The 12,962-nt window shown below is 74.3% G+C and carries 17 protein-coding genes and 1 pseudogene; 7 read left to right on the top strand and 11 right to left on the bottom strand.

All coding sequences use genetic code 11. The features are described from left to right. A partial coding sequence (locus EFE23_RS25165) for an ADP-ribosylglycohydrolase family protein (RefSeq protein WP_199737225.1) occupies positions 1-492 on the bottom strand: 492 nt, incomplete at its 3' end. Between the two features lie 73 nt (positions 493-565). On the opposite strand from EFE23_RS25165, the gene EFE23_RS25160 reads away from it, so the two are divergent. The 3 genes from EFE23_RS25160 to EFE23_RS25150 all read left to right on the top strand — a co-directional run bounded on the left by EFE23_RS25160 (position 566) and on the right by EFE23_RS25150 (position 3,194). After that, positions 566-1,255 carry a response regulator transcription factor gene (locus EFE23_RS25160; protein WP_123243391.1) on the top strand — a complete coding sequence of 230 codons (690 nt, stop codon included), beginning with the start codon at positions 566-568 and terminating at the stop codon, positions 1,253-1,255. 29 nt (positions 1,256-1,284) lie between these two features. After that, the gene (locus tag EFE23_RS25155; protein ID WP_123243390.1) at positions 1,285-2,676 is read left to right on the top strand and encodes a HAMP domain-containing sensor histidine kinase; all 1,392 of its coding nucleotides are present in this window, start codon (positions 1,285-1,287) and stop codon (positions 2,674-2,676) included. A gap of 236 nt (positions 2,677-2,912) precedes the next feature. Further along, complete coding sequence (locus EFE23_RS25150; protein ID WP_148058526.1) at positions 2,913-3,194, top strand: hypothetical protein; 282 nt, start codon at positions 2,913-2,915, stop codon at positions 3,192-3,194. Here the strand turns inward: EFE23_RS25150 and EFE23_RS25145 are convergent. Together EFE23_RS25145 and EFE23_RS25140 are read right to left on the bottom strand one after the other, a co-directional pair. Then, positions 3,151-4,176, bottom strand: a complete 1,026-nt coding sequence (locus EFE23_RS25145) for an adenosine deaminase (protein ID WP_123243388.1) — start codon at positions 4,174-4,176, stop codon at positions 3,151-3,153. The two genes, EFE23_RS25150 and EFE23_RS25145, sit on opposite strands and share 44 nt — an antisense overlap. Beyond that, on the bottom strand, positions 4,173-5,009 hold the full coding sequence (locus tag EFE23_RS25140; RefSeq protein WP_123243387.1) for a trans-aconitate 2-methyltransferase: 837 nt from the start codon (positions 5,007-5,009) through the stop codon (positions 4,173-4,175). The genes EFE23_RS25145 and EFE23_RS25140 overlap by 4 nt, the downstream gene beginning before the upstream one ends. A gap of 84 nt (positions 5,010-5,093) precedes the next feature. Here EFE23_RS25140 and EFE23_RS25135 point away from each other — a divergent pair, with 84 nt between their 5' ends. Both EFE23_RS25135 and EFE23_RS25130 read left to right on the top strand, forming a co-directional pair. Beyond that, positions 5,094-6,077 carry an aldo/keto reductase gene (locus tag EFE23_RS25135; protein WP_123243386.1) on the top strand — a complete coding sequence of 328 codons (984 nt, stop codon included), beginning with the start codon at positions 5,094-5,096 and terminating at the stop codon, positions 6,075-6,077. A gap of 88 nt (positions 6,078-6,165) precedes the next feature. After that, entirely contained in the window at positions 6,166-6,363 is a 198-nt protein-coding gene (locus EFE23_RS25130; protein WP_123243385.1) for a hypothetical protein, read from the top strand. Between the two features lie 91 nt (positions 6,364-6,454). Here EFE23_RS25130 and EFE23_RS25125 read toward each other — a convergent pair whose 3' ends face one another. The 7 genes from EFE23_RS25125 to EFE23_RS25095 all read right to left on the bottom strand — a co-directional run bounded on the left by EFE23_RS25125 (position 6,455) and on the right by EFE23_RS25095 (position 10,866). Continuing rightward, complete coding sequence (locus EFE23_RS25125; protein ID WP_007075740.1) at positions 6,455-6,658, bottom strand: cold-shock protein; 204 nt, start codon at positions 6,656-6,658, stop codon at positions 6,455-6,457. 286 nt (positions 6,659-6,944) lie between these two features. Then, entirely contained in the window at positions 6,945-7,217 is a 273-nt protein-coding gene (locus tag EFE23_RS25120) for a DUF4235 domain-containing protein (RefSeq protein ID WP_123243384.1), read from the bottom strand. Continuing rightward, on the bottom strand, positions 7,214-7,555 hold the full coding sequence (locus EFE23_RS25115; RefSeq protein WP_123243383.1) for a DUF3618 domain-containing protein: 342 nt from the start codon (positions 7,553-7,555) through the stop codon (positions 7,214-7,216). The genes EFE23_RS25120 and EFE23_RS25115 overlap by 4 nt, the downstream gene beginning before the upstream one ends. Beyond that, a complete protein-coding gene (locus tag EFE23_RS25110; protein ID WP_123243382.1) occupies positions 7,552-7,986 on the bottom strand; it encodes a phage holin family protein in 435 nt (144 codons plus the stop codon). Before EFE23_RS25110 ends, EFE23_RS25115 begins: the two co-directional genes overlap by 4 nt. A 315-nt stretch (positions 7,987-8,301) precedes the next feature. Further along, positions 8,302-9,537 (bottom strand): mechanosensitive ion channel family protein, encoded by a 1,236-nt coding sequence (locus tag EFE23_RS25105; protein ID WP_123243381.1) that lies wholly within the window; start codon positions 9,535-9,537, stop codon positions 8,302-8,304. Positions 9,538-9,614: 77 nt separating this feature from the next. Then, complete coding sequence (locus tag EFE23_RS25100) at positions 9,615-10,439, bottom strand: DUF1206 domain-containing protein (RefSeq protein ID WP_123243380.1); 825 nt, start codon at positions 10,437-10,439, stop codon at positions 9,615-9,617. A gap of 61 nt (positions 10,440-10,500) precedes the next feature. After that, a complete protein-coding gene (locus tag EFE23_RS25095) occupies positions 10,501-10,866 on the bottom strand; it encodes a hypothetical protein (RefSeq protein ID WP_123243379.1) in 366 nt (121 codons plus the stop codon). A 110-nt stretch (positions 10,867-10,976) separates the two neighbouring features. Between EFE23_RS25095 and EFE23_RS25090 the strand changes: the two genes are divergently transcribed. Next, positions 10,977-12,203, top strand: coding sequence for a cysteine desulfurase-like protein (locus EFE23_RS25090; RefSeq protein ID WP_123243378.1), 1,227 nt, complete (start codon positions 10,977-10,979; stop codon positions 12,201-12,203). Further along, positions 12,200-12,487, top strand: a complete 288-nt coding sequence (locus EFE23_RS25085) for a GNAT family N-acetyltransferase (protein ID WP_123243377.1) — start codon at positions 12,200-12,202, stop codon at positions 12,485-12,487. Before EFE23_RS25090 ends, EFE23_RS25085 begins: the two co-directional genes overlap by 4 nt. 53 nt (positions 12,488-12,540) lie before the next feature. Here the strand turns inward: EFE23_RS25085 and EFE23_RS25080 are convergent. Continuing rightward, a pseudogene (locus tag EFE23_RS25080) lies at positions 12,541-12,962 on the bottom strand (glycoside hydrolase family 3 protein); the annotation flags it as partial.

Below are 12,962 nucleotides of genomic sequence, written 5' to 3'. Positions count from 1 at the left end.
CCCGGCGATGCCCTCCGGGTGGGCGTGGGTCACCTCGGCGGCGGCGCGGGCCTGGTCGGCGGCGCGCCGGGTCGAGTCGGCGTACCAGGCGCCGAGCGGGGCGATCCGCATGGCGGCGCCGTTGCCGCAGGAGCCCTGTCCGTCGAACGCGGCGGCGGCGGCCACCGGCCACGGGGTGCCGGCCCGGATCAGCTCGAGCAGCTCCACGGCCCCGGCCCCGTACCGGCGGGCCGGGTCGTAGCGGTCGGCGAAGGCGACGGCCAGCTCGTCCCGGTCGATCGCCCCGTGTCCGGTCAGCACGGCCACCACGGAACACGCCATCTCGGTGTCGTCGCTCCACTCCCACGGGCCGGCCGGGAGCGCGTCCCGCCAGCGCGCCACCTCGCCGCCGGGGACGAAGAACCGCCCGCCGAGGGCGTCGCCGACCGAGAGGCCGGCGAGCGAGTCGCGGGCGAGCGTGAGGCGGGTGTCGGGGAAGAGGGTGAACGTCATCGTCGTCCCAGCTTGCCCGCTTCCGCAGAGTGCCGCAACGCGATCAACTTGCCACGCCGAGTACCTTCTTGACGTGGCAACCGTCCTCCTGGTCGAAGACGATCACGTCGTACGCGGCGCGATGCTGCGGTCCCTCACCGACCGGGGGCACGCCGTGCACGCCGTCGGCACGGCGCTGGACGCGCTGCGCCGGGTGGCCGCCGAGACGCCGGACCTGGTCGTGCTCGACCTCGGCCTGCCCGACCTGGACGGCTCCGACGCGCTGCGCATGCTGCGCGGCATCACCGACGTGCCGATCATCATCGCCACCGCCCGCGACGACGAGCAGTCCGTGGTCCGGCTGCTCCGGGCGGGCGCGGACGACTACATGGTCAAGCCGTTCACCGGCGCGCACCTGGACGCCCGGATCACCACCGTGCTGCGCCGGGCCGGCCGGGCCAGCCGGGCCGTGCAGCCGGCGGTGCACACGGTGGGCGGCCTGCGGGTCGACGTGGGCGAGCGCAGCGCGGTGCTGGACGGCGAACCCCTCGCGCTCACCCGCAAGGAATTCGACCTGCTGGCGTATCTCGCCGCACGTCCCGGCCGGGTAGTGTCCCGGCGGGAACTCTTGGAGGAGGTATGGCGGCAGCCATCGGTCGGCGAGGACCAGACCATCGACGTTCATCTGTACTGGCTGCGCCGCAAAATGGGCGAGTCCGCGGCGAAGCCGCGCTACCTGCGCACCGTGCGGGGGGTCGGCTTCCGGCTGGTGGCGCCGGACTGAGGCCGGCGCTGGCCTGGCTCACGGCCGGCATGTGCAGCCTCCTCGCACTCGCCTTCCTCGTCCCCCTCGGGATCACCCTCGGCGACCGCGCCCGCGACCAGAAGCTGGCCGACGCGGCCCGGCGGGCCGCCCTGGTCACCGGCGCCCTCGCGGTCAGCACCGATCCGGCGGTCGTCCGGCGGGCGGTGGCGGCCAGCGGGGACGACCCGGCGCTGCGACCGGTGGTGCACGGCATCGGGGACGACGAGTCCCGCGGCCGGGCCGACGCGGCGACGCTGGCCCGGGCCGAGGCGGAGCGGCGCTCGATGGTCACCGACGTGCCCGGCGGCGTGCTCCGGCTCGACCCGGTGGTGCTCGGCGACAAGGTGGCCGTGGTGGAGGTCTTCGTCCCCGACCGGGTGCTCGACGAGGGCCGCGACGGCCGGTGGCTGCTGCTGCTCACCGTGGCGGTGGCGCTGGTCGGGGCCGCCGTGATCGTGGTCGACAGGGTCGCCGCCCGCACGGCCGACGCCGCCGGTGAGCTGGTCAAGGCGGCGCTCGCGATCGGCGACGGCGAGCTGGACGTACGGGTCGAGCCGACCGGCCCGCGGGACCTGGCCGAGGTCGGCCACGCCTTCAACCGGATGGCCGAGCACCTGGTCGCGCTACGCGCCGACGAACGCGAGCTGGTGGCGGACCTCTCCCACCGGCTGCGTACCCCGCTGACCGCGCTGCGGCTCGACGCCGAGGCGCTCGAGTCCGACGACACCAGCATCGGCACCTTCAGCGAGGCGGAACTGGACCGCCGCCGGGGCATCCGGCGGATCCGGCAGGCGATCGCCACCCTGGAGGGCGAGGTCGACCAGCTGATCAAGACCACCCGCAAGGCGGTCAGCCAGGAGACCGGGCCGGCCAGCTGCGACGTCAGCGAGGTGGTCCGGGACCGGATGATCTTCTGGTCGGCGCTCGCCGGCGACCAGAACCGGCCGCACCGGGTGGTCGGCGCCCAGTTGCGCATCCCGGCGCCGGTGCCCCGGGCCGAGCTGGCCGCCGCCCTCGACGCGGTGATCGGCAACGTCTTCCGCTACACCCCGCAGGGCACCGCGTTCGAGGTGGCGGTGAGCCGGCGGGACGGCTGGGTGGCGATCCGGATCGACGACGCCGGTCCGGGCATCGCCGACCCCGACCGGGCGCTGCGCCGCGGGGCCAGCGACCGCGGCTCCACCGGCCTGGGGCTGGACATCGCCAAGCGGGTCGCCTTGCAGGCCAACGGGTCGGTCAGCATCGACCGGGCCGGGCTGGGCGGGGCCAGCGTGGTGATGCTGCTCGCCGACCCCGAGGCGACGCCCCGGCAGGTCAGCCGGTTCGGGCTGGTCGGCCGGATGGCCCGGGACGCGCGGGAGCAGAAGAGCGGCGGGCGCCGCTGGCCGCGGCCCCGCTGACCGGTCCGGCTGTGGGCCGACGCAAGTCTTCCTTAGATAAGGGTTAACGACCGCCGGCCGGCCACACCCGGGTGTCAGGATCAGGACCGAACCCATCAGTTCCACCGGCCGGTACGCCCCGTAACACCATCCGGTCGGTGGAGCGTGCGCGCGGCGGGAGTTCGGTCCCCCCACACCTCGCTCCCGTCGCGCGCCACTCCCCCGTCGAGCCGCACCCCGGGCGTGAGGTGACCGTGATGACGCCGACCGTCAGCCGCCTGCTCCGCTGGGCCGCCGTGATCGGGGTGGGTGTCGCCCTCACGCTCGCCGCCTGGCAGGACCCGGTGCTCGCGTACGGTCCGGGCCGCTCGGGCACGGGCGCGTCCGGGCTCGGCCCGGTCACCTCGGTCGGCATGCTCGGCGGCTTCCTCCTGGCGCTGTCCGGGCGGCACCGGCCGCTGCGGGTGACCCGGCGGCCGGTGCCGTCCCGCCCGGTCAGCGTGTCGCGGCCGCCAGGTAGGCGTCGATCTCACCGCTGATCCGGGCCTGCTCCCCGGGCTCCAGGAACGACGCGGTGACGGCGTCGCGGGCCAGCGCGGCGAGCCCCTCGGGGCCGGCGTCGAGCAGCCGCGCGGCCACGGCGTACTCGTCGTTCAGGGTGGTGCCGAACATCGGCGGGTCGTCGGAGTTGATGGTGACCAACGCCCCGGCCTCGACGAGCTGCCGCAGCGGGTGCTCCTCGATGCTGGCCACCGCCCGGGTACGGACGTTGGAGGTGGGGCAGACCTCCAGCGGGATCCGCCGCTCCGCAAGATAAGCCAGCAGCTCCGGGTCGAGCACGGCGGCGATGCCGTGGCCGATCCGCTCCGCGCCCAACTCGCGCAGCGCGTCCCAGATGGTCTCCGGGCCGGTGGTCTCGCCCGCGTGCGGCACCGAACGGAGCCCGGCCGCCCGGGCCTGGTCGAAGTACGGCTTGAACTGCGGCCGGGGCACCCCGATCTCGGGGCCGCCCAGGCCGAAGCTGATCAGCCCGTCGGGCCGCTCCTCCAGCGCGATCCGCAGCGTCTCCTCGGCGGCCGGCAGGCCGGCCTCGCCGGGGATGTCGAAGCACCAGCGCAGGGCGATGCCGAAGTCCGCCTCGGCCCGCTTGCGGGCGTCCTCGATCGCCTCGCAGAACGCCGGTGCGGGGATGCCCCGGTGGACGTGGGAGTACGGGGTGACGGTCAGCTCGGCGTACCGCACCTGCTGCCGGGCCAGCTCCCGGGCCACCTCGTGGGTGAGCAGCCAGACGTCGTCGGCGTCCCGGATCAGGTCCACCACGCTCAGGTAGACCTCGATGAAGTGGGCGAAGTCGCGGAACGCGAAGTAGTCGGCGAGCGCTTCCGGGTCGGCCGGCACCGGGCTGCGCCCCTCGTGCCGGGCGGCCAGCTCGGCGACGATCCGGGGCGAGGCGGAGCCGACGTGGTGCACGTGCAGCTCCACCTTGGGCAGTCCGGCGATGAAGGTGGGCAGGTCGGTCACGAATTCTCCTCTGCGCGGGCGCCGGTACGGGCCACCACGAAGATCCGGCGGAACGGGAAGTACACCTGACCCTGCCGCACCGGGTACGCCTGCGCGAGGCGTACCCCCAGCTCGGCGCGGAAGTCCGCCCAGCCGGCGGCGTCCAGCGCGGCCCGGACCGGGCGCAGCGCGGTCCCTTCCATCCAGGTCAGCACCGGGTGGTCCGCGTCGGCCGCGGCCGGGAGCAGGTGCACGTAGGTAGTCTCCCAGGCGTCGACCGCGCAGCCGGCACCGACCAGCAGCGCGGCGTAGTCGGTCGGGTCGTCGACGGGCGCCTCGCGCAGCAGCGGCGCGAGCGTGTCGCGCCACCGGTCCCGCCGGGCGACCTCGCGCAGCGCCCGGTGCGACGGGGCGGCGAAGTTGCCCGGCACCTGGATCGCCAGCCAGGCCCCCGACGGCAGTTCGGCGGCCCAGCGGGTGAGCAGTTCCTGGTGGTCGGGGACCCACTGGAGCACCGCGTTGCAGACCACCACGTCCACGTCGGGCGCCGGGTGCCAGGCGCGCACGTCACCGACGGTGAAGGTGACCGGCTCGGTGGCGACGCCGGCTCCGGCCAGGGCGCGGACCCGGGTACGGGCGCGGGCGCGGGCCTCGTCGATCATCTCGACGGAGGAGTCCAGGCCGGTGATCCGGCTGCCCGGCCAGCGTCCGGCGAGGGTGGCGGTCAGCGTGCCGGGCCCGCAGCCCAGGTCGACCACCGCCCGGGGACGTTCGGCGCCGACCCGGGCGAGCAGGTCGTGGAACGGCCGGGAGCGCTCGTCGCCGTAGCGCAGATAGGTGGTCGGGTCCCACATGACAGCCTCCAAACCGTACGTACGTCTTGCTAGACGGTACGGCCCGCCGCGCGGGTCGGCAAGGGCATCACTAGGCTCGGACCCGTGGAACAGCGCAGCTTCGACCGGCTCGGCCGGCACGTCGGCATCGTCGGACTCGGCGCCTGGCAGCTCGGCGCCGACTGGGGTGAGGTCAGCGAGAGCGCCGCCCTGGACGTCGTGGCCGCCGCCGTCGACGCCGGGGTCACCTTCCTGGACACCGCCGACGTGTACGGCGACGGCCGCAGCGAGCGGCTGATCGGCCGGTTCCTCCGCGAGCACCCCGGGCACGGGCTCACCGTCGCCACGAAGATGGGCCGGCGGGTGCCGCAGACGCCGGAGGCGTACACCCTGGACAACTTCCGGGCCTGGACCGACCGCTCCCGGGCCAACCTCGGCGTGGACACCCTCGATCTGGTGCAGCTGCACTGCCCGCCCACCGCCGTCTTCGCCGACGACCGGGTCTTCGACGCGCTGGACACCCTGGTCGCCGAGAAGCGGATCGCCGGCTACGGGGTAAGCGTGGAAACCTGCGAGCAGGCGCTCACCGCCATCGCCCGGCCCGGCGTGGCCAGCGTCCAGATCATCCTCAACGCGGTCCGGCACAAGCCCCTGGAGCGGGTGCTGCCCGCCGCGGCCGCCGCCGGGGTCGGCATCATCGCCCGGGTGCCGCTGGCCAGCGGGCTGCTCTCCGGCCGGTACGACGAGCACACCACCTTCCCGGCGAACGACCACCGGAACTTCAACCGGCACGGCGAGTCCTTCGACGTCGGCGAGACCTTCTCCGGCGTCGACTACGACCTCGGTCTGGCCGCCGTCCGCCGGCTCGCCCCGCTGGTCGGCGCGGACCGCACCATGGCCCAGTTCGCGCTCCGCTGGATCCTCGACCAGCCCGGCGTCACCGTGGTGATCCCCGGCGCCCGCGACGCCGAGCAGGCCCGGCGCAACGCGGGTGCGGCCGGCCTGGCGCCGCTCACCGAAGTGGAGCTGGCCGCCGTCCGCGCGACGTACGACGAGTTGATCCGGCCGCAGGTCCACGACCGGTGGTGACCCCGACCCACCGGCGGCGCGCCGCGGCGTCGCCGCGGGCCGCCGGCCGGCATGCTGGAGCCGGACGGGCGTCGTCGGAGGGGAAGCGATGAGGGGCTGGTTCCGGCTCACCGTGGGACTGCTGGCCGTCGTGCTGGGCGCACTGTGGACCGTGCAGGGATTGGGTTACGTGGACGGCAGCGTCATGACCGGCCGGCGCGTCTGGGCGGTGATCGGCCCGGCGGTCGTCCTCATCGGACTCGTCACGCTCTGGTACGGGATGCGGGCCCGCCGCCGGCGCGGCTGACCTCGACAACTCGCCATCGACACGGAAAAGCCCCGCCTCCCGGAAACGGGATGCGGGGCTTCGTGCCGGCCGGCGTGGCCGGCCCGGTAGCTCAGATGGGGCGGACCTGCTCGGCCTGCGGACCCTTCTGACCCTGGGCGATCTCGAACTCCACCCGCTGGTTCTCCTCCAGCGTGCGGTAGCCGCTGGTCTGGATGGCCGAGAAGTGGACGAACACGTCAGCACCCCCGCCGTCGACGGTGATGAAGCCGAAGCCCTTGTCAGCGTTGAACCACTTCACGGTTCCCTGCGCCATGTGTATCTCCTTCTAAAACTGGCGGCCGAGCACGCCGTGCGGCCGATTGGCCGTTTTCGAGCAGCGGCGCCTGAGGCGGCCCCCGGTGAAGGAGACTTCTCTCAACCCACGCGTCTCTCAACAGCGTGAGACAGCAAACCACGTACGCAAAAACTCTGCACAGCCTACCCGACGAAATTCTCCGACATGTGACCTGACGGTTGCGGCAGATCCACTGGGCGTACCGGGCGGACCATGCGAAAGGCCCCTTTCCCGGCTCGGGAAAGGGGCCCACACGGGTAACGGATCAGTCGGGCCAGTGGCCGGTGAGCCGGCGTACGCCGACCGCCCCGCCCCGGTCCACTGCGGCCCGGACGGCCGCGAAGATGGCGCCCTGCAACGCCGCGGCGGCCAGGATCTCGCCCCAGCCGCGGTCCTCGTCGGTGGCGCTGGGCGCCTCGCCGTCGCCCGCCGTGATCTTCCAGACCTGCCGGAAGATCACCCCGGCGACCGTACCGGCGGCCAGCCCGAGCAGCACCCCGACGGGCTTGTACGCGACCTTGCCGATCCTGTTGCTCACCTACGCCTCCCTCGGACGATCAGCAGCACCACCGCGGTCGCCACCGCGCCGGCCGCCACGGCCGCCCACGGCAGCGGGCTGCGCCCGACCGCCCCACCCTTCTCGTACGCCCGCGCCCGTGCCAGCCGGGCCTTGCTCGTCGCCCGCCCGCGCACCCGGGCCGCGGTCAGTGCCGCCTGCTCGCGCATCCGCACCTTCGCCTGCTCGGCGCCGTGCCGGAGCAGGGCCTTGGGGTCGGCCCGGGCGGCCAACAGCTCCATCGTCTCACCCAACTCCACCCGGGTCCGGCGGATCTCCTCACGGAGCGCCGCCACGTCGCCGGTCCCGTTGCCGGTCATGCCCGCCTCCCGTCCTTCACCGCGGCGGTGACGGTGTCCACGTCCGCCCGGACACTGCGGACCGTCGCCTCCGGCACCGGCGGGACGGCACGGCTGACCTGGCTCTTGCCGACCAGCGCGAGGATCCCGGCGAGCAGGAAGAGCGCCACCGCGACGATCAGGGCGGCCAGCCACGCGGGCATCACCAGCGCCAGCAGCAGGATCACCGTGGCGACCAGCGCGCCGGCGCCGAAGAACGCCATCACCCCGCCGCCGCCGAACAGACCGATCCCGATCCCCGCGTGCTTGCCCTTCTGGGTCAGTTCCGCCCGGGCCAGCGCCAGTTCGTCCCGCACCAGGCGGGAGACCTGCTCGGTGGCCCGCTGCACCAGTTCGGCGGTGGACGGCTCGCTCCCGGTCCGGGACGTGCTGCGACTCGCGACGTCAGCCATGCTGTCCTCCTTTCATCATCACCGCGCTGTATGCCCGGAGTCGCCGCCCGTCAATCCTGCGCGGAACGGCCGGTCGGCCCGGCCGCACGCCGCCGTGCGTCCCGGCCCGTTGCCGGGCCGGAACCGGGGCGTGCGCAGCAGGTCCCCCGGATCGGGCGGAACAAACCCGCGGCGGGCGAGTCGACCCGAGCCGGCCGGTCGGCTGCTTGATCGACTCGCCCTGCCGCTAGCCGGTGCCTCGCGCCGTCGGGACAGCCCGATCTGCCGCAGCTCGAGTCGATCAAGGGGCGGCGGGCGGCAGGCGGCGGTGCGGAGTCAGCGGCGGGCGTCGGCCGGCTCGGCCCGGCCCGCGCCGGTCCCGGTGCGGGCGTCGGTGTCGTCGCTGCCGCCGAAGGTCTCGCTGCGGGCCTCGCCGTCGTCGCTGCCACCGAAGACCCGCGCGTCGTCGGGAATGTCGGTGTCGGGCCGCCGGCGGATCGACCGGCGCGGCGCCACCACCTGCCAGGGCAGCGGCCCCGCGGCGTCGCCCAACTCGGCGCGCATCCGGGGCAGCGCGGTCGGCCGGTGGTCGCGGATCCAGGCCACCAGGTGCTCGCGGACCAGGCAGCGCAGATCCCACAGGCTCCCGGCGTCGGCGGCGCTGACCAGGGCACGGACCTGGATCATGCCACCGGTGGCGTCGGTCACCTGGAGCACGCACACCCGGCCGTCCCACAGCTCGGTGCTCTCGCAGAGCCGGCGCAGCTCCTCCCGCATCGCCTGCACCGGCACCGCCCAGTCGACGTCGAACTCGGCGGTGCCGAGCACCGCCGCCTCGGTCCGCGTCCAGTTCTGGAACGGGGTGCGGGTGAAGTACGAGGTGGGCAGGATCAGCCGGCGGTCGTCCCAGATCTGCACCACCACGTAGCTGAGGGTCAGCTCCTCGATCCGGCCCCACTCCCCCTCGACCACGACCACGTCGTCGAGGCGTACCGCGTCGCTGAAGGCGAGCTGGAGGCCGGCGAAGACGTTGCCCAGCAGGCTCTGGGCGGCCAGGGCGGCGACCGCCGCGGCCACCCCGGCGGAGGTCAGCACGCCGGCGCCGACGCCCCGGACCGCGGGAAAGGTCATCAGCATCACGCCGATGGCCAGGATGACGACCACCGCGATCGTGATCCGGCGCAGCATGACGACCTGGGTACGCACCCGGCGGGCGTGCCGGTTGTTCGGCACGTCCACCCGGAACCGGGCCAGCGCGGTGTCCTCCACCACCACCAGCAGCGAGGCGACCAGCCAGGCGGTCGCCGCGATCACGGCCAGCACCAGGGTGCGCAGGACGAGCTGCCGCCACGGGCTGCCCACCGCGTAGAGGGTGGTGAACCGGACGGCGAGCTGCACGGCGAGCGCGGTCGCCGCCACCTGGAACGGGCGGTGCGAGTGGTCGGTGAGCTCGGTCATCAGCAGCGACCGCCGGCCGAGCCGACGGGTGACGCGGTGCACCACCTCGACCAGCAGGAGCGCGACCGCCGCCGCGACGGCTGCGGCGACGGTCGTTTCGAGGTAGCTCTGCACGAACGCTTTCTCCCTCCAACCGGGCACGGATCGGGCAAGGGCCCAATGGTGCCCGGCGGTCCGGGTATCGACCAGGATCACACCCGACGGAAGCGGGACTGGAGGAAGCAGTAGATGCCGAAGGCGGCGATGCCGAGCGCCATCAGGGTCAGCAGCACCGGCCCGTACGACTGGTCGCGCAGGGTGCGCAGCGCGGCGTCCAGTCCCCGGGCCTTGTTCGGGTCGTACTTGACGGCGGCCACGATGATCAGCAGGCCCGCGATCGCGAAGACGGAGCCACGGGCGGCGTAGCCGACCATGCCGAGGCGGCGGGCCAGAGTGTACGTCTTCGGGCTCATCTCGCCGGTGCGCAGGTTCGCCAGGAACTTCTTCTTGAGCCCGTAGATGACCATGCCGATGCCGAAGGCGGCGATGGCCAGGCCGATCAGGCCCACCAGCCAGCGCCCGCCGCCGGAGCTCATCAGCTTGCCGGTGAGCGCCTCCTGCTTCGCGGCGCTGTTCGACGCGGCGTCCTGGAAGACCTTCACCGCCGTCCAGGCGAGCCAGAGGTAGATGGCCGTCCGGAAGCCGGAGGCGATCCGCTCGAAGATCCGCTTTCGGCCACGCTTGTCGCGGTGCCCGAAGGCCGCCTCGAGCCCTTGCCAGATCGCCATGGCGAGCAGGCCGATCGCGATCGCGATCAGGAGGAACCTGCCGAGCGGCTCGCCGGCGAGGGTGCGCAAGGCGCCGGTCTGGTTGCCCTCCTTGCCTGACGACTTGCCGAAGGCGATCTGCAGCGCCAACCAGGCGAAGAGGAGGTGCACGATCCCGTAGCCGATGAATCCGGCCCGGGCCAACAGTTCGAGCCACCTGCTGTTCGCGGCCTGGGCGGCGGTGGCTTCGGCGTTCCGGGTGAGTGACATGGCGCCACAATCTCCCGATGCGAAGATTTTGAAACGTCGGCCGCCGCCCGCGCGCCCGTGGTCAGCCGTTCAGGTTGTGCGCGACCCGGATGACCACGTTCTGGTCGGTGACGCTGTCCAGGCTCACCTGGAAGCCGCCCACCTCGGTGGCCTGCTGGCCGACGGTGAGCGAGAGCTGCTCGCCGGCGACCTCGACGGTGACCTGGTCGCCCTGCGCGCCGACCAACTTCGCCTCCACGCCGAGGATGGTGGCGCTGGCCTCGACGCCCCGGTCGAAGGTGACCGTGCAGGAGTCCAGGGCGCAGTCGGTGGAGGCGCCTTCCGAGCTGCACCCGGCCAGCAGCGCGGCGCCGAGGGCGAGGCCGGCGAGCAGGCCGGCGGCGCGACGGACGGGGGTCGGCGAGGGGGAAACGCGTCGGTTCGTCACCCGGGCAAGGGTACGGCCAGCCGCCCGCCGGGGCGGGGCGTTAGGAGGGGCCCCCTTACCCCCACCAGGCGTTAACAGGGGGCCCTTCCTTGCACGTTAGGGTCCGGGGCATGGCGTTCGACATCGCGCGGGTCCGGGCCGCGTATCCCGCCCTGACCGAGGGATTCGTCCACTTCGACGGAGCCGGCGGCACCCAGACCGCCCAGCCGGTGATCGACGCGGTCGCCGCCGCGATGGGCGCCGCGACCGGCAACCGGAGCACCGCCTTCATACCCGGCCGGCGGTCGCTGGACCTGGTCGCCGCCGCGCGTTCGGCGGTGGCCGACCTGCTCGGCGGGCAGCCCGAGGGGGTGGTGCTCGGGCCGAGCGCCACGGCGTTGACGTACACCCTGGCCCGGACGCTCGGCGCCGGCTGGCGCCCGGGCGACGAGGTGGTGGTCTCCCGGCTGGACCATGACGCCAACGTGCGGCCGTGGGTGCAGGCGGCGGAGGCGGCGGGCGCGACGGTCCGCTGGGCGGAGTTCGACCGGGCGACCGGCGAGCTGCCCGCCGGCCAGTACGCCGACCTGGTCGGTGAGCGCACCCGGCTGGTCGCGGTGACCGCCGGCAGCAACGCCATCGGCACCGCGCCGGACGTGGCCGCGATCGCCAAGACCGCCCACGCGGCCGGCGCGCTGGTCTGCGTGGACGGCGTGCACGCGGTGCCGCACGGCCCCGTCGACGTGGCCTCGCTCGGCGCGGACTTCCTGGTCACCAGCGCGTACAAGTGGTCCGGGCCGCACCTGGCGGCGATGGTCGCCGATCCGGCGCGGTGGGAGACGCTGCGCCCGGCGAAGCTGCTTCCCTCCTCCGACGCGGTCCCGGACCGGTTCGAGTACGGCACGCCGAGCTTCCCGCTGCTGGCCGGCGTGGCCGCCGCGGTGGACCACCTGGCCACCCTCGACCCGGCGGCGACGGGCAGCCGCCGGGAGCGGGTCCGGGCCGGCCTGGCCGCCGCTCAGGCCCACGAGGAGGCGGTCTTCGACCGGCTGCTCGCCGGGCTCACCGCCCACCCGGCCGTCACCGTGTACGGCTCCCCCGCCCGACGCTGCCCCACGGTGTCGTTCCGGGTGGCCGGACGGACGCCGGCGGAGACCGCGGCGGCGCTCGGCGCGGCCGGCTGCTGCCTCTCCTCCGGCGACTACTACGCCTACGAGTACTTCCAGGCCATGGGGCTGCGGGACAGCGGCGGCGCGGTCCGGGCCAGCGTCTACCACTACAACACCGTCGAGGAGGTGGACCGGTTGCTGGCCGAACTGGACCGGTTGGCCGGCGGCGGGGCGACAATGGCCGGGTGAGCTTCCTGGTCGAGGAGAACCCCGCCGAGCGCCGGTTCGAGATCCTGGTCGACAACGCGTTGGCCGGGTTCACCGCGTACGTGCCGCGGGGCGAGGTGCTGGTCTGCACCCACACCGAGGTGGACGAGCGCTACCGGGGCATGGGGGTGGGCGCGGCGCTGGTCCAGGGCACCCTCGACCAGATCCGCGCCCGGGGCGGCCGGGTGGTGCCGGAGTGCTCGTTCATGGCCGAGTTCATCGAGCGCCACCCGGAGTACGCCGACCTGGTCGTCCCGGCGCCCTGAGTTCCGCCGGCCCGGACCGGCCGGGGATCGCCGTCGCCCGGCCGGGCCGGGGGTCAGCGGCGTCCGGCGAGCAGCTCGGCGGCGGCCTGCGCGGCGGCCCGGGTGGCGCCATGGGTGGCCACGTGCACCGCGCCGGTGACCAGCTCGGGCACGCCCAGCTCGACCACCACCGCGTCCGGGCGGGCGGCGAGGGCCCGGGTGACCGCCGCCCGCATCCAGCCGTGGCGGTGCAGGTCGCGGACCACCAGCACCAGCGGGCGGCCGGCCGATCCGGCGGCCGGGTCGGCCGGCGCCTCGGCCTCGGCGTACCTGGCGGTGGTGGTGCCGGGCAGCAGTCCGGCCAGCGGCGCGGCGATCCCCCACGGGGTCTCCTCGCCGATGGCGATGTTGCGGGGCGGCGCGAACTCCACCACGTGCGCCGGGCCGGCCAGCGGGAGCCGGTCCACGCCGGCGGCCACCCGCACCGCCCGGCGGG

This window comes from Micromonospora solifontis (genome assembly GCF_003725545.1).
Taxonomy (GTDB): Bacteria; Actinomycetota; Actinomycetes; order Mycobacteriales; family Micromonosporaceae; genus Micromonospora; species Micromonospora solifontis.
This window is presented reverse-complemented; position numbering and strand designations above follow the sequence as displayed.